Origin of the sequence: uncultured Aquimarina sp., assembly GCF_947500065.1 — a bacterium.
Lineage (GTDB): Bacteria > Bacteroidota > Bacteroidia > Flavobacteriales > Flavobacteriaceae > Aquimarina.
Window position 1 is genome coordinate 794,622 of the sequence record NZ_CANMQT010000002.1, and the last position, 15,503, is coordinate 810,124.

At 33.8% G+C, this 15,503-nt stretch carries 14 protein-coding genes; 8 read left to right on the forward strand and 6 right to left on the reverse strand.

Annotation, left to right across the window (positions count from 1 at the left end; translation table 11 throughout):
- Nucleotide 1: 1 nt before the first annotated feature.
- From rsmI to Q0975_RS08980, 3 genes are read right to left on the reverse strand one after another with little or no spacing between them, the layout of a single operon-like run.
- Entirely contained in the window at nucleotides 2–673 is a 672-nt protein-coding gene (gene rsmI / locus Q0975_RS08970) for a 16S rRNA (cytidine(1402)-2'-O)-methyltransferase (RefSeq protein WP_299435461.1), read from the reverse strand.
- A gap of 3 nt (nucleotides 674–676) precedes the next feature.
- Nucleotides 677–1,024, reverse strand: a complete 348-nt coding sequence (locus tag Q0975_RS08975; RefSeq protein ID WP_366888458.1) for a DoxX family protein — start codon at nucleotides 1,022–1,024, stop codon at nucleotides 677–679.
- A 55-nt stretch (nucleotides 1,025–1,079) separates the two neighbouring features.
- Nucleotides 1,080–1,880 (reverse strand): hypothetical protein, encoded by an 801-nt coding sequence (locus tag Q0975_RS08980; RefSeq protein ID WP_299435463.1) that lies wholly within the window; start codon nucleotides 1,878–1,880, stop codon nucleotides 1,080–1,082.
- Nucleotides 1,881–2,050: 170 nt separating this feature from the next.
- Between Q0975_RS08980 and Q0975_RS08985 the strand changes: the two genes are divergently transcribed.
- The 4 genes from Q0975_RS08985 (at nucleotide 2,051) to Q0975_RS09000 (ending at nucleotide 5,551) form a co-directional block, all read left to right on the forward strand.
- On the forward strand, nucleotides 2,051–2,698 hold the full coding sequence (locus tag Q0975_RS08985) for a thymidine kinase (RefSeq protein WP_299435465.1): 648 nt from the start codon (nucleotides 2,051–2,053) through the stop codon (nucleotides 2,696–2,698).
- Nucleotides 2,691–3,803: an alanine racemase gene (alr, locus tag Q0975_RS08990; RefSeq protein ID WP_299435467.1), complete on the forward strand. Its 1,113-nt coding sequence runs from the start codon at nucleotides 2,691–2,693 to the stop codon at nucleotides 3,801–3,803. Before Q0975_RS08985 ends, alr begins: the two co-directional genes overlap by 8 nt.
- Nucleotides 3,804–3,903: 100 nt before the next feature.
- Nucleotides 3,904–4,323, forward strand: a complete 420-nt coding sequence (gene mscL / locus Q0975_RS08995; protein WP_299435469.1) for a large conductance mechanosensitive channel protein MscL — start codon at nucleotides 3,904–3,906, stop codon at nucleotides 4,321–4,323.
- A gap of 235 nt (nucleotides 4,324–4,558) precedes the next feature.
- Nucleotides 4,559–5,551: an aspartate-semialdehyde dehydrogenase gene (locus tag Q0975_RS09000; RefSeq protein ID WP_299435471.1), complete on the forward strand. Its 993-nt coding sequence runs from the start codon at nucleotides 4,559–4,561 to the stop codon at nucleotides 5,549–5,551.
- An 84-nt stretch (nucleotides 5,552–5,635) separates the two neighbouring features.
- Here Q0975_RS09000 and Q0975_RS09005 read toward each other — a convergent pair whose 3' ends face one another.
- Complete coding sequence (locus tag Q0975_RS09005; RefSeq protein WP_299435473.1) at nucleotides 5,636–8,182, reverse strand: M14 family zinc carboxypeptidase; 2,547 nt, start codon at nucleotides 8,180–8,182, stop codon at nucleotides 5,636–5,638.
- A 142-nt stretch (nucleotides 8,183–8,324) separates the two neighbouring features.
- Between Q0975_RS09005 and Q0975_RS09010 the strand changes: the two genes are divergently transcribed.
- From Q0975_RS09010 to Q0975_RS09025, 4 genes are all read left to right on the forward strand, one after another.
- Nucleotides 8,325–8,696, forward strand: a complete 372-nt coding sequence (locus tag Q0975_RS09010) for a DoxX family membrane protein (RefSeq protein WP_299435475.1) — start codon at nucleotides 8,325–8,327, stop codon at nucleotides 8,694–8,696.
- A gap of 264 nt (nucleotides 8,697–8,960) precedes the next feature.
- Nucleotides 8,961–11,129: a prolyl oligopeptidase family serine peptidase gene (locus Q0975_RS09015; RefSeq protein WP_299435477.1), complete on the forward strand. Its 2,169-nt coding sequence runs from the start codon at nucleotides 8,961–8,963 to the stop codon at nucleotides 11,127–11,129.
- 80 nt (nucleotides 11,130–11,209) lie between these two features.
- Nucleotides 11,210–12,187: an ABC transporter ATP-binding protein gene (locus tag Q0975_RS09020; RefSeq protein ID WP_299435479.1), complete on the forward strand. Its 978-nt coding sequence runs from the start codon at nucleotides 11,210–11,212 to the stop codon at nucleotides 12,185–12,187.
- Between the two features lie 211 nt (nucleotides 12,188–12,398).
- Nucleotides 12,399–13,937, forward strand: a complete 1,539-nt coding sequence (locus Q0975_RS09025) for an Ig-like domain-containing protein (protein WP_299435481.1) — start codon at nucleotides 12,399–12,401, stop codon at nucleotides 13,935–13,937.
- A gap of 57 nt (nucleotides 13,938–13,994) precedes the next feature.
- Here Q0975_RS09025 and Q0975_RS09030 read toward each other — a convergent pair whose 3' ends face one another.
- Together Q0975_RS09030 and Q0975_RS09035 are read right to left on the reverse strand one after the other, a co-directional pair.
- Nucleotides 13,995–14,756, reverse strand: coding sequence for a UDP-2,3-diacylglucosamine diphosphatase (locus Q0975_RS09030; protein WP_299435912.1), 762 nt, complete (start codon nucleotides 14,754–14,756; stop codon nucleotides 13,995–13,997).
- A gap of 83 nt (nucleotides 14,757–14,839) precedes the next feature.
- Nucleotides 14,840–15,448 carry a response regulator transcription factor gene (locus tag Q0975_RS09035; RefSeq protein WP_299435483.1) on the reverse strand — a complete coding sequence of 203 codons (609 nt, stop codon included), beginning with the start codon at nucleotides 15,446–15,448 and terminating at the stop codon, nucleotides 14,840–14,842.
- Nucleotides 15,449–15,503 lie beyond the last annotated feature (55 nt).

Consider the following 15,503-nt stretch of genomic DNA (forward strand, 5'->3'; position numbering starts at 1 on the left):
ATTATTTATTACCTGCAACAACAATAACAATTTCTCCTTTGGGAGGTTTATTTTCAAAATGAGAAAGTACTTCTTTTGCAGTTCCTCGAACTGTTTCTTCGTGGAGTTTACTTAATTCTCTTGATACTGAAACTAATCTACCTGCTCCAAAGTATTCTACAAAACTCCCAAGTGTTTTTATGAGTTTATGAGGGGATTCATAAAAAATCATGGTTCGGGTTTCTTCAACCAATACCTTCATTCTGGTTTGTCTTCCTTTTTTTACCGGAAGGAATCCTTCAAAAACAAACTTATCATTAGGCAAACCACTATTAACCAAAGCAGGAACAAATGCAGTTGCTCCAGGCAAACATTCTACTTCAATTTTATTTTCTACACAAGCTCTGGTCAATAAAAAACCAGGATCACTAATTGCTGGTGTTCCTGCATCACTTATTAGTGCAATATTTTCACCGCTTTGTAATCTTCGGATAATGCTTTCTGTGGTTTTGTGTTCATTATGCATATGATGACTTTGCATGTGTGTCATGATTTCATAATGCTTTAGCAGTTTTCCACTGGTGCGAGTATCTTCGGCTAGGATTAGATCAACTTCTTTTAGTACTTTAATAGCTCTAAAAGTCATGTCTTCGAGATTGCCGATAGGAGTCGGGACTAAGAATAATTTAGACATGTATCAGGGCCTTACTTTTTTTCCGGTTACATAGGATATAATAAGGAATATCAATCCCAAAGTAGCAAATAACCCTTGTCCATCATCTTTCATATAATGTGCAGTATACGCTAGTACCATATCAAAAAAGAATCCTGCATACGCCCATTCTTTTAACCATTTTATTTTATTAGTAAGAATAGTAATAATTCCTAATATTTTAGCAATCGCAAGTGGAATCACTATATAAGTAGGATATCCTAGGGTTTCAAAAAAACCACGTACCATTTCTGTATTTCTAAAATACATTTGTGCAGAAAATAGCATAATTCCACACATCGCAACAGTAGCAATCCAGTAGATAATTTTCATATAAATTATTTTTATTTTTTTGAGAATCTTAGTTACTAAAAAGAATAATACCTATCTAAAATTCATATTTGTTGGTTACAATCTCGATAAAACGCTCTTCATATTCCTCTTTCCCTTTCCAATTATTATAATCCGGCTTCACCATGTTTTTAATAAATTGTCGCGCTCCACTCTTACTGTTTAGTGTGTTAAGTTGGGAAAGTACTCGGTTATAATCAGTAGAACTACCATCAAATAAATGTTTTATAAAAGCCAATCGATCATTTAATCCAATGTTAATTCCTTTTTTTAATTGATCATTTAATGATTTAGGTTTTTCGTCTATGTCATTTACTTTATCTAAAATAGGCATGCTCTGCGGAGCCATTCCTATCTCTTCTTTATCGTTTTTCTCAAATACAGGCTCAGATAATGAAACATTTTCTTCGGTAAATTTAGGCACAGGTACAAAAAGATCCTCAGTCACTTTTTCATTAATCTTTTCGATAATAATTTCAGGTTTTTGTTCCTCAATTTCTTCTACAAATCCTTCAATTGTATTATTCCCAAGATTAAACATGGTTTCTGAAGTATCCTCTAACTCGGGTTCTTCATGAAGGCTTATAATCGGTTTAGGCGCTACCTCTTTTATAATTTCTTCTTGAATCTCTGACGTATTTTGCCCTTCTAAAACACTTTTGATCTGCCCTATTGTGGGTTGAACATCTTCAAAATGAGACTCAGTAAAGTTTAAAATACTCAGTTTTTCATATAGCTGTCTCGCCTCTTCTTGTAATTGAGGTAAGGTTGATCTGTCCTTAAGCTGTAATATCCTATGAGCAATGCTTATAAGTTCTGCTTCCAATTTCTTCTTCATAACTTTCTTGTTCGTTTGGGCTATGCTTTTTGTTTTTTAATAAATTTACCTCATCTTTAGAGCAATACCAAATAATAAAACGAAATGAAAAATTGTTTCAATTATGATTTCAAAATTCATTTGGTATTAAAGGAGTAGGGTTTCTTTTAATTGATGCTGAAAAATACAAAATGTTTCTCGAAAATACGGTAAATCATAAAGAGCAATTTGGCTGGATAGAAGTGATCTGTGGTTCGATGTTTTCGGGTAAGACCGAAGAATTGATCCGTAGACTGAAACGTGCGCAATTTGCCAAACAAAAAGTTGAAATTTTTAAACCAGCCATTGACGTCCGTTATGATGACGAAATGGTGGTTTCTCACGATGCTAACGAGATCCGTTCTACTCCAGTTCCTGCTGCAGCGAACATCAGAATTTTGGCAGATACTTGTGATGTAGTAGGAATCGATGAAGCTCAGTTTTTTGATGATGAAATTATAAGTGTCTGTAATGATTTAGCAAATAAAGGTATTCGGGTAATAGTTGCTGGGTTGGATATGGATTTTAAAGGAAATCCTTTTGGTCCTATGCCTGCACTTATGGCTACTGCAGAATATGTAACCAAAGTTCATGCTGTTTGTACTAGAACCGGTAATCTTGCTCAGTTCAGTTATAGAAAATCTAAAAAAGATGACTTGGTGTTACTAGGGGAAACTGATGAATATGAACCACTAAGTCGCGCAGCTTATTATAAAGCTTCTCTTAAAGAAAAAGTGAAAGAGATCGAAGTCACTGATCCTAAAGAATTGTTGAAAAACTCTGAAAAATCCAATGAGTAGTGTAAAAGAAACCATTCTGGAAATTAACCTGGCTCATCTTACTCATAATTATACCTATCTAAGAAGTAAGCTCACTCCAAAAGTTAAACTCTTGGCAGTAGTAAAAGCTGCTGGTTATGGCAGCGATGCCATAGTTATAGCCAAGCATTTAGAAAATATAGGTGCAGATTATTTTGCCGTTGCCTATGTTTCAGAAGGAATTGCGCTTCGAGATGCGGGGATACAAACTCCAATTCTGGTACTACACCCACAACCTGTAAATTTTTCTACATTAATAGAATATCAGCTAGAACCAAGTCTGTATAGTCCACGAATTTTAAGAGAATTCATTGCAATAGCTGAAGCTAAAGAACAAAAGGAATATCCAGTACATATTAAATTCAATACAGGATTAAACCGATTAGGTCTTTGGGAAAATGATGTGGATTATATCATGGATCGCTTAAACAAAACAAGCTCCATCAAAATAAAATCTCTATTCTCTCATCTCGCTGCAAGCGAAGATCATAATGAAAAAGAATTTACAATAAACCAGATCAATTCATTTAAGAAAACCGCTTCTGAAATGATTGATAAACTGGGCTATACTCCGATACTTCATCAATGCAACACTTCTGGAATATTAAATTATCCCGAAGCACATTTTGATATGGTACGCGCAGGAATAGGATTATATGGCTATGGAAACGAAGCTATTTATCGCGATCAATTAAAACCAGTAGCATCATTAAAATCTGTTATTTCTCAAATTCATATGCTAGAACCGGGAGAAACATTAGGTTATAATAGAGCTTTTATCGCTGATGGTTTTATCAAAACTGCTACCATCCCAATTGGACACGCCGATGGAATTGGGAGACAATACGGGAACAAAAAAGGTTTTGTAACCATAAACGGTAATAAAGCCTTCATCATTGGCAATGTTTGCATGGATATGATAATGATAGACATTACCAATATTGAGTGCAAAGAAGGGGATGAAGTTATTATTTTTGACAATGAATCTTCTGCTGCCTTAATAGCTGAAAGTGCAGGAACTATCTCTTATGAACTTCTTACTGCAATTTCTCCAAGGGTAAAACGTGTCATTATCGATAATAATTGAATTTCATCGAAAAAAGAGTTTTTTGAAGTTTCTACAATTCTTAATTTGTCTCTTAATTTTTGTTAAATTAGTAGCATACTAATTATCTAAATATAATAAAATGGGATTTTTTAAAGATTTTAAATCTTTCTTGTTAAAGGGAGATATCGTAGCATTAGCAACTGCTGTTGTTATTGGAGGAGCATTTAATAAAATTGTGGGTTCCGCCGTTGCTGACATTATTATGCCTATAGTGGGTGTGATAACAGGAGGAACTGATTTTACGCAAAAATTTATAGCCTTGGATGGAGGAGAATATGCGAGCCTGGCCGCAGCTAAAGAAGCTGGAGCAGCGATTATGACATATGGAAACCTTATTCAGGCAATTATCAACTTTATCATAGTTGGTCTTTTCATTTTTATTGTTCTGAAGGCTTATGAAAAATCTAAGAAAAAGGAAGAAGCTGCTGCTCCTGCGCCCCCAGCTGGTCCTACTCAAGAAGAGTTATTAGCTGAAATTAGAGATTTACTTAAAAAATAACATCTCATTATTTTATGAATTATCTATAGCTACCGCTATACTACATATTCTAACTAAACCACTCAAGAAATTGAGTGGTTCTTTTTTACACAATGTTACATAAATAACAAAATGTTTAAATTGATGTTATTTAAAGAAAAATAATTACCCTTATAGAAATAATTACCACATTTGCTGGAATTTAAAAACAAAGACCGATTTTTGTATCATTAAAAGTCATTAATAAATAAAACAGATGAAAGTAGCTGTTGTAGGTGCCACTGGATTAGTAGGTACTGTTATATTAAAAGTATTAGAAGAACGTAATTTTCCGGTAACGGAATTAATCCCTGTAGCTTCAGAAAGATCTATAGGTAAAAAGGTATCTTATAAAAATCAAGAATTTACAGTAGTTGGATTAGCTACCGCTGTGGAAATGAAACCTGATGTAGCATTGTTTTCTGCTGGTGGAAGTACTTCTCAGGAATGGGCTCCTAAATTCGCGGATGCTGGAATCACAGTTATTGATAACTCTTCTGCTTGGAGAATGGATCCAACTAAAAAGTTGGTGGTACCAGAAATAAACGCTAAAGATTTAACTAAAGAAGATAAAATTATTGCAAATCCTAATTGTTCAACTATACAATTAGTGATGGCATTAGGGCCATTACACCAGAAATATAAGATCAACCGTGCTGTCATTTCTACCTACCAATCCATTACAGGAACTGGAGTGAAAGCAGTTCAACAGTTAGAAAATGAGTATGCTGGTGAAAAAGGTGAAATGGCATATCCATATCCAATCCATCGTAATGCTATTCCACATTGTGATGTATTCCAGGAAAATGGATATACTAAGGAAGAAATGAAATTAGTCAATGAAACTCAGAAAATTCTTGACGATCGTACCATAGCAGTAACTGCTACTGCTATTCGAATTCCAGTAGTAGGAGGACATAGTGAGAGTGTAAACCTTGAATTCGATAATGAATTTCAGGAAAATGAGATTCGTCAGTTGTTAAACAACACTTCTGGAGTTACTGTACAGGACAATCCGGATACTAATACCTATCCAATGCCTATCTATGCAGAAGGAAAAAATGATGTTTTTGTAGGTAGAATCAGAAGAGATCACTCTAGAGAAAATGCTCTTAATATGTGGATTGTGTCGGATAATCTACGTAAAGGAGCTGCTACAAATGCAGTTCAAATTGGAGAATATCTTTTGGAAAATAATTTAATCGGCTAAATAACCAACCTTTATTATAAAACCCCTTGTTATTATTTATATAACAAGGGGTTTTATTTTGCTTTACTATTAGCTGTTCAAAAACTACTCTCTAACTCTAGGAACATATATATGTTTTCCAAAAAATAAGGCATTCAGAAAAAGACGATTAGTACCGTACCAAGAACCTCTAAAATTAGGGTTATCAGCAAATAGAATTACGCGACCACTTCCTATATTACTTACAATAAGGGAAGCCGATGGCTTTAAATAATTCTCGTAGTTAGCTGTAGATATATATCCATCAATATGGGCATTCTCTGTATATTTTGAAACGGTTGCATAAGGATTCTTACTTGGTACAATAAACACTTCATTGTTTTTATAAACTGGCAATGAAGTATCTCGATATCCAAAACCTAAAGGGTGAGTAATATCCAGATCAACTTCAAAAATTGCACCTCCTACTCGTTCTCGTCCAATATTTTCACCTGCATCCACATATGGTAACCGTTTTACAACTTTATTCTTTGTAGTGTCCTTTTCTTTTTTGGTTAGCTTCTCTTTCACGATTTTCTTATCAATAACCCATTTCGAAGCGTTTGCAATAGTAACTAACGTATTTCCATGAGACACCCAGTTTTGTATTTTTTTCTGTTGAAGAGAATCTAATTGCTGGTATCTTCCAGAAACCATAACTAATGTATTATATTCTTTTAAAGGAACTCTATTAAACATGTTCATTCTTAACTTAGTTATTGGCATATGAACTCGGGTATCCAATAAATGCCATACCTCTCCTGCTTCATAAGAATTTATTCCATCTCCAATCAGTAATAATGCTTTGGGAGTATCCAGCTTTCTAAAATTGCCACTTCCTAAATCAATTCCGGAGGTACTAAAACCAGTATTGGTACTAAAAATGGGAACATTAAACTTTTCTTGTGCTTCTTTTATTATTGTAAATACTTCATCACTATTTTTTTTCTGTTTGCTGACAGGAACCAAAATGCTTCCGTAATTAAAACTTTTGTTTCCATTGGAGGTTATAATACTAAAGGGTTTAAAGGCCGAAGCTACAAGTAATCCCTTTGATTGCATAAAGTATAAAGCGGCCGGTGCATTATAATCATCCCAATCCATTATATAGGCATAATTAGATTTTGAAACCTTCGAAACATTTACTATTTCTTCAATAGAAGTTACTTCTTCTCCTAATTTTATAGATTTCAACCCTATATATTTCATATTATAAAAATTGGCTATACTCCAGGCTGAAGCGTCATAAAACACACTATCACTATATTTATTATAGGTTTCAAAAACTGTCTGCACCATTCGTTTTTGGGGTTGCTTTACGGGTACTATATATCGTTCTCCTTTTTTATAAACCTTTATTTTATGAAGCAATAATTTATCAATAAAAGCCTTATTTCTATTGTGATCGTACGCATCTCCAAACTCATAACCCGCAATATTGTTCTTTGCTACATCTGTCACTGCAGATTTAAAAAAGTCCTGTTGATACTTACGCAGTGTTCCTTTATTTTCTACGGCAGCTTTGATAGTAGCCATACTAGAAGTATACTGATTACGGATTGTAAAAGGAAAGGAGATGGTTCCATACTCGGTATCCTGCAAATGTCCTCTGGAACTAGCTTGTTCGAATAACAATGCCAATGCACCTTGTAAATCAGGATAAGACGAGCCATAACCTGGATATGTCCCATCAAAGGCTTCTTTTGTAAAATAAAAAGATCCTATATTATCCAAAGCACTAGAAAAATAAGGAGCAAATAGATTATTTAGATTTTCGTAGTTCTCTTTTGGCATAATAGGATCTAAAGAACCTATTGGCTTCATTGGTTCAAAAAAATAGGTGCTATTCGTTCCCATTTCGTGAAAATCAGTTACCACATTTGGATACCATTCATGATACCAGCTTAATTTTCCACGACTTTCAGGATTGATACCTAATAGCCAATCTCGATTAAGATCAAACCAATAGTGATTGGTTCTACCACGAGGCCATCCTTCATTATGCTCAGTATCATATTGATCACTTACCAATGGATTTCCTTTAAACTGATTCGCCCATTGAGTATGTCTATCACGTCCATCTGGATTAATCGTAGGATCAATAAATACGATAGCATTTTCTAGATATGTTTTTATTTCAGAACTATTAGATGCGACCAAAGTATATGCAGTTAACATGGCTGCTTCCGAACTAGAAGGTTCATTACCATGAACATTATATCCTAATTGAACGAAAATTGGCACATCATTATAATTTGTTGGATTAATAGAGGTTTTCGTAAAGGCTAAATGTTGTTCTTTGAGTTTTGGCAGATTATTTAAATTTTCGGGTGTAGAAACTGTCAGTATGATTAATTTTCTATTCTCATGAGATTTTCCATAGCTTTTAACAGATGCTCTTTCTGATAATTCGGCAAGTTTTGTAAGATACCCTACAATTTGATCATGACGTGTATGTTGTTCACCTATTGGATACCCCAGAAATTCTTCGGGTGTGGGGATTTTAGTATCAAAAGGAGCTTTATCTTTTAAAAAATAGTCTTGTCCAGTGATGGGCAATGTAAATAGCAAACAAGCTAAAAAAGAGAGTATTACAATATGTTTGAGCTTCATTATTTTAAAAATTAAAATTATGATAATTTGTTAGGTTTCAGTAGGTGTAAGATATTTTTTTAACTCCGGTTTCTAACAACATTTGTAAGGTTTTTAACATTTCTCCTTCTAATACACCACTTAATAACAAAAAAATAAAACAATGAATACTAAAATAATTTTAGCCTTAAGAATCGTATTAGGAATCTTATTAATCATTTTTGGAAGTAATAAATTTATCGGGTTTTTGCCTGATTTTGAATTTGCCAATCCAGATGCAGGAATTTTGTTTGGAGCATTAGCGGGTAGTTATATTCTTAAAACTGTCGGACTTATTGAAGTAATCGTCGGCCTTTTATTAGTAAGTAATAAAGCAGTACCATTTGCTTTAGTACTAATGGCGCCTATTTCGGTAAATATAGTTCTGTTTCATGGAACTCTTGACCCTGCAAATATAGCGCCCGGAGCATTTGTTTTTCTAGTAAATGCATTCCTAATTTATACAAATTGGAACACATTTAAAAACCTATTCTAACAGGTTACTTGCATAATTTTACTGGTATAAAAGTAAAATTTTTCGTTTCTTAGAGGACGTAAAATTCCGACTGCTCTACATAAATGATCAGAAGAGTTGCTAAACCCCAAAGCAACGCTACAAATGTGTAATAACTATATGATCATTATTAGAGCAGTCTTTTTTTATATTTTATTTAGCATTTAGAGTAAGTAGTTTTAATAGTTTTGTGAATCGGACTACATTGATGCTAAAAATTATTTACATCTAAAAATCTAGCTTATCATGAAAAAAACACTTTTAATGTTATTTTTGATCGCATCTATCATAGGATGTAAAAAAGAGACAAAAATAGAAACTGCTAAAACTATTATTCCATTGAACTATCCCGAAACTAAAAAAGTAGATACGGTAAATACTTACTTTGATACTGAGGTCAAAGATCCTTATCGCTGGTTAGAAGATGATCGTAGCGAAGAAACTGAAAATTGGGTTACGGAACAAAACAAAGTTACTTTCGGGTACCTAGATAGTATTCCTTTTAGAGATCAACTAAAAAAGCGATTATCTAGCTTATGGAACTATGAAAAGGTTGGAGCCCCTTTTAAAGAAGGAGACTATACCTATTTCTATAAGAATGATGGTTTACAAAATCAATATGTGATCTATAGATTTAAAAATGAAGGTGACGAACCTGAAGTATTTCTAGATCCTAATACCTTTAGTGAAGACGGAACAACTTCTTTAGGAGGCGCAAGTTTTTCTAAAAACGGTAAACTCTTAGCCTATGCTATTTCTGAAGGTGGTAGTGACTGGCGAAAAGTGATTGTTAAGAATGCAGAAACCAAAGAAATTATCGAAGACACTTTAGTAGATATTAAATTTTCAGGAATGTCCTGGAAAGGAAATGAAGGCTTCTACTATTCTAGTTATGATAAACCTAAAGGAAGCGAACTATCTGCAAAAACAGATCAACATAAAGTATATTATCATAAACTGGGAACGCCACAAAAAGATGATCAGTTAATTTTTGGAGGTACTCCTGAAGAAAAACACAGATATATAGGCGGTCGTGTTACAGAAGATGACAAATACTTACTTATTTCGGCAAGCACCTCTACATCAGGAAATAAACTATTTATTAAGGATCTTACTAAACCTAATAACAAACTGACCACTATTTTGGATAACACAGATAGTGATACTTATGTTATTGACAATGTAGGTTCTAAACTATATCTGGTTACAAACCTAAATGCTCCGAATCAAAAAATTGTAACTGTAGATGCTGCTAATCCAACACCAGAGCACTGGAAAGATTTTATTCCTGAAACCGAAAATGTATTAAGTCCTAATACTGGAGGTGGTTATTTCTTTGCAGAATATATGGTAGATGCAGTATCCAAAGTATTACAGTATGATTATGATGGAAAATTAGTACGTGATGTAGCATTACCTGGTGTGGGAACCATAAGTGGTTTTGGCACTAAAAAAGAGGAAAAAGAATTGTACTTCTCATTTACTAATTATAAAACTCCAGGAAGTATCTATAAGTATAATATAGCTGAAGGTACTTCAGAATTATACCGTAAGCCTAAAATAGACTTTAATCCAGAGGATTATGAAAGCAAACAGGTTTTCTATAACTCTAAGGATGGTACTAAAATTCCAATGATTATTACTCATAAAAAAGGAGTAGAACTTACTGGTAAAAACCCAACCATACTGTATGCTTATGGTGGATTTAATATCAGTCTTACTCCTTCTTTTAGTATTACTAATGCCGTATGGATGGAGCAAGGCGGAATTTATGCTGTTCCTAACCTAAGAGGTGGTGGTGAGTATGGTAAAAAATGGCACGATGCAGGAACCAAAATGCAAAAACAAAATGTTTTCGACGACTTTATTGCCGCAGCTGAATACCTTATCGAAAACAAGTATACTTCTAGTGAATATCTCGCTGTAAGAGGAGGCTCTAATGGAGGATTATTGGTAGGCGCAACGATGACACAACGTCCGGATTTAATGAAAGTAGCATTACCTGCTGTTGGTGTCTTGGATATGTTACGTTATCATACTTTTACTGCCGGTGCAGGTTGGGCATATGATTATGGAACTGCTGAAGATGACAAACAAATGTTTGAATACCTAAAAGGATATTCTCCTGTACATAATGTAAAAGAAGGTGTGAAATATCCAGCCACTCTAGTTACCACGGGAGATCATGATGATCGTGTTGTGCCGGCACACTCTTTTAAATTTGCAGCAGAATTGCAAGCAAAACAAACAGGAACAAACCCTACATTGATAAGAATTGAGACCAATGCAGGTCATGGAGCTGGTACACCAGTAGCTAAAACAATTGAGCAATATGCAGATATTTTTAGCTTTACACTTTACAATATGGGATATGAAGTCTTACCAGAACAAGTAAAAGATGAAATAAAAGGATAATGTTTTTTATCTACAAAATTAAAAGATCCGTTTTCTGAAAAGAAGCGGATTTTTTTGTTGAAGTTATTTATATTTGAAATATGCTTACAGTCCAAAACGTTTCTTTCGCTTATGATACCGTTCCGGTTTTAAAAAACATCAATTTTACAATTGAAAAAGGGCAACATATCGCACTCATTGGAGCCAGTGGTTGTGGAAAAAGTACGTTATTAAAAATAATTTATGGGCTTTTAGATGTAGATCAGGGAACGCTGTTTTGGGATGATCAAAAAATATTAGGCCCTGCCTATAATTTAGTTCCTGGACAAGAAAACATGAAATATCTTTCTCAGGGATTCGAGCTGCAATCGTATCGTACAGTTGTTGAAAATATTGGTCAACATCTATCTAATTTCGAACCAGAATTAAAGATTGGTCGTGTCAATGAATTATTAGAAATAGTAGAAATGACTCCATTTGCTAACACTAAAGTGGAAAACTTAAGTGGGGGACAAAAACAAAGAGTCGCACTAGCAAAATCATTAGCTAAAAGGCCTCAATTACTACTATTAGATGAACCATTCGGAAATATTGATAATTTCAGACGTAGTTCTCTGCGTAGAAATCTATTTGCATACTTAAAAAGAAATAAGATTACCAGTATTACCGCAACTCACGATAAAACTGATATACTATCCTTTGCCGAAGAAACCATTGTAATTCATAAAGGTGAGATTGTAAACAAAGGGAACACACATAACATCTATAATAACCCAAAAAACTATTATATAGCATCGCTTTTCGGCGAAGTAAATCAATTAACAATTACTACTTTTTTACCAAATTCCAGTAATGATGATACAATTCTATTATACCCTCACGAGATACAAATAGTAGAAAATTCCGATCTAAAAGCCAGCGTAAAAAAATCTTATTTTAATGGAAATCATTTTTTGATTGAAGCTGTATTTAAGAATCAAGTCATTTTTATTGAACATTCAATTGCCATAGGAGATTCAAAGAAAATTGGAATCTCCGTCTCCAAAGAAATACTTAGCGCTAGAATTAATAATAATTAACCCTTCTACTTGCATCTTAAAAAGAAAAGAAAAATCATATTATTTTTTTTGGTCAACCAATTTTAACGAAGACTAATTTATCCTCTACGGATTCTATTTCTTACGATTCTAATTCACTTTATTAAAATACTTTTACAGTTGGTAGATTTCATACATCTCTCCAATAATTATTGTTACCTTTTAAACTATTAACTCTTAAAACCAACAAACCATGAAACGTAAATTATTTTTTTTAAAAACTTTAGCATTCTTGTTTATTGCTAATATCGCAATTGCACAACAATCAAATCTAACCGATAGTTCTATTGCCAAAGCCAATGTCCCAGATATAGGTTGCACTGGTGAGGATACTTATGACCAAGGTGTAAGAATTGTTCCTAATGCAAATTCGTGGAAGGATAGCTATCAAGCAAATGGCTTTTGTTTCTGTAAATCTTCTTTTGATCACGGTGTTGGTAATTTCAAAATCAATATCAACGGGCAAGAGATAAATATTAAAGATATCTGTGATGAACTTAAAAAACATCCTAGTTTCCGAGATATAGCAAATGGGGATCCCAGATATAATACCATACAATGTGGTAACGAACCTGGACATGACGACGCCATTACCATACAAGGTAAAAGAATTAAAGATGAGAAAGTTTGTCCTGGTCGTGTAGACCAAGGTAGTCAAGGGTGCCAATGTAAAGGACCTAAATTCGATATGAACTGGTTAAGTTCCAGGCCTCGATTTGGCGGAGATGGTGACGGAAACAATACAGGACCAAATACCTCATTTACAACTCCATCAAACAATGCCTCTTTTTCGGCTCCTGCAACAATAGAAGTAATTATCACAGCAACTGATAGTGATGGTGTTAGCAACGTACGCTTATATCTTAATAACTCATTAGTTCGCCAAGAAAATGTCGCTCCATATACATGGAATAATAACAATCAGGACAATGCTCTAAAAAATCTAGGAGAAGGAAATTATACATTAAAAGCTGAAGCTACTGACAGTAAAGGAGCTAAAACAACAAAAACTATCACATTTACCGTTGGAGATGATAATGGAACAGATGGTTTCGTAACAATACTTGGACAAAGTATTAATAAATATGTTAGCTCTGAAGGCGGTACAAGAACGATGCAAGCTAACCGAAACTCTGCTGGTGCTGATGAACAATTTATTGTTGAATCCGCAGGAAATGGTACTGTAAGTTTTAAAGGCAGCAATGGTAAATATGTGGCTTCTGAAAATGGTAACCAACCAATGAACTGTAATAGAAATGCCGTTGGATCGTGGGAAAGATTTACATTAGAGTCTCTAGGAGGTGATCTTTATGCCATTAAAGGAAATAATGGTAAATATGTAAGTCACGAAAATGGTAATAAAGCCATTAATTGTAACAGAAATGCAATTGGCGCTTGGGAAAAATTTATTATCACTGGCTTAAACGCAAATAGATTAAATGAATTAGTTAAAGAAGATATAACACCATATTCCATTAGTGTATATCCAATTCCTATGACCTCTGATGATATTAATTTAGTCATCTCATTACCTAAAAAAGTAACCTATTCTTCCGTTGAGATTATAGATCTAAAAGGAAACAGGGTTGCTAAAAAGAACATGGGTGCTATGGAATCCGGCACCAGATCTATTTCATTAAATGAAATGAAACAACGTATGCTTTCGAGTGGACTTTATATTATAAAGGTACGATTGGATGATACTGTGATTACTAAAAAAATAACAAAGTAATACATCAGTCTTTAGATTTTTTGAAGCGGATGGTCATTTTTTGATCATTCGCTTTTATTATTCTTTGTTATAGTGTTCCAACTTCATTTCTCTACCATCAAACACTGCATATGTATAATGTACAATCCAATCCCCAAGATTGGTGTATTTGGAGTTTTCTTTTAATTCAATTTCCATAGGAAGATGTCTATGACCAAAAACAAAGTAATCTGTATGTTTAGTTTCTAGTTTTCGCTTACAATATTGTACTAACCATTCATTGTCTTCTCCAAGAAATGTAACATCTTCATCACCGGAGATCAATTTATTTTTTACAGAAAGGTATTGTGCAAGTTTCACCCCTAAATCTGGATGCAACCATCTAAAAAACCATTTGGCAATTGGATTGGTAAACACTTTTTTCATGCGTTTGTACCCCTTATCTCCAGGTCCCAAACCATCTCCATGACCTATTACAAATGTGGTATTATTAAAAATGAATTCTTGTGGTTTATGAAATACCGGGATGTTTAATTCTTCTTCAAAATAACCATCCATCCAAAGATCATGATTCCCTACAAAATAATATACCGGAATTCCTGAATCCGTAATTTCTGCAAGCTTCCCTAATGTTCTTGTAAATCCTTTGGGAACCACTGTCTTGTATTCAAACCAAAAATCAAAAAGATCTCCCAGCAAAAATATAGCTGCTGCATCCTTTTTAACTTCATCTAGCCATCTTACGAACTTTTGCTCTCTCGGAAAACTCTTCTCTGTCGTAGGAGCTCCTAAATGATTATCCGATGCAAAGTATATCTTTTTACCTTCTAGGAATTGAATATGGTGGGAATTAGCTTGCTTCATCTAAGAAACAAATATAGTAGTTTTACTTTAGGATTTGCCAGAAATAAAACAGCGAACCTTTATTTCTTATTATGCAACTTAATAGCTTCTTCCTTGCTTGTTACGTGGAGTTTTTCATAAATATTACGCACATGATATTTTATGGTGTTAAGACTCACTTTAAGATCTTCACCAATACCTGCATAACTTTTTCCCTCTGCCAATAATGTCAATACTTCATTTTCTCTATCTGTTAGCTGATCAAATTTCTTTTCCCGAAAAGATTCTACCACCATACGTGCAATATTGATACTCATAGGAGCACCACCATCATTTGCCTGATACAGCGCTTGTAATAACCTTTCTTCTCCGCTACTTTTGGTTAAATACCCTACAGCACCAGAGCACAAAGCGTCAAACACATATTTAGAATTCTCATGTACGGTAACAACAATAATAGCAACTTCTGGAAGAATCATTTTTATTTCCTTTATCCCTTCTATTCCAGTCATTCCTGGTAAAGTAATATCAATCATTATGAAATCAGGACATAATGCCTCTATCTTAGATAGTGCATCTTCGCAATTGGTAAAAGCTCCAATTACAGTGAAATCATCAGAATTATTAATGATTTTGGTATACGATTGCAATACAATCTCATAATCTTCTATAAGAACAACTTTCTTCAATTCTTGGTCTTTTTATTGTTTTGCAAAGGTCGATGATTATTTCCGGATTCTTCTC

What these genes read in the sequence shown, in the direction of transcription:
- Q0975_RS09010 (WP_299435475.1), top strand. Translation starts at nt 8,325, where the DNA reads ATGAATACTAAAATAATTTTAGCCTTAAGAATCGTATTAGGAATCTTA.
- Q0975_RS08980 (WP_299435463.1), bottom strand. Translation starts at nt 1,880, where the DNA reads ATGAAGAAGAAATTGGAAGCAGAACTTATAAGCATTGCTCATAGGATA.
- Q0975_RS09025 (WP_299435481.1), top strand. Translation starts at nt 12,399, where the DNA reads ATGAAACGTAAATTATTTTTTTTAAAAACTTTAGCATTCTTGTTTATT.
- Q0975_RS09020 (WP_299435479.1), top strand. Translation starts at nt 11,210, where the DNA reads ATGCTTACAGTCCAAAACGTTTCTTTCGCTTATGATACCGTTCCGGTT.
- Q0975_RS08985 (WP_299435465.1), top strand. Translation starts at nt 2,051, where the DNA reads ATGTTTCTCGAAAATACGGTAAATCATAAAGAGCAATTTGGCTGGATA.
- Q0975_RS08975 (WP_366888458.1), bottom strand. Translation starts at nt 1,024, where the DNA reads ATGAAAATTATCTACTGGATTGCTACTGTTGCGATGTGTGGAATTATG.
- alr (WP_299435467.1), top strand. Translation starts at nt 2,691, where the DNA reads ATGAGTAGTGTAAAAGAAACCATTCTGGAAATTAACCTGGCTCATCTT.
- Q0975_RS09000 (WP_299435471.1), top strand. Translation starts at nt 4,559, where the DNA reads ATGAAAGTAGCTGTTGTAGGTGCCACTGGATTAGTAGGTACTGTTATA.
- Q0975_RS09015 (WP_299435477.1), top strand. Translation starts at nt 8,961, where the DNA reads ATGAAAAAAACACTTTTAATGTTATTTTTGATCGCATCTATCATAGGA.
- rsmI (WP_299435461.1), bottom strand. Translation starts at nt 673, where the DNA reads ATGTCTAAATTATTCTTAGTCCCGACTCCTATCGGCAATCTCGAAGAC.
- mscL (WP_299435469.1), top strand. Translation starts at nt 3,904, where the DNA reads ATGGGATTTTTTAAAGATTTTAAATCTTTCTTGTTAAAGGGAGATATC.
- Q0975_RS09005 (WP_299435473.1), bottom strand. Translation starts at nt 8,182, where the DNA reads ATGAAGCTCAAACATATTGTAATACTCTCTTTTTTAGCTTGTTTGCTA.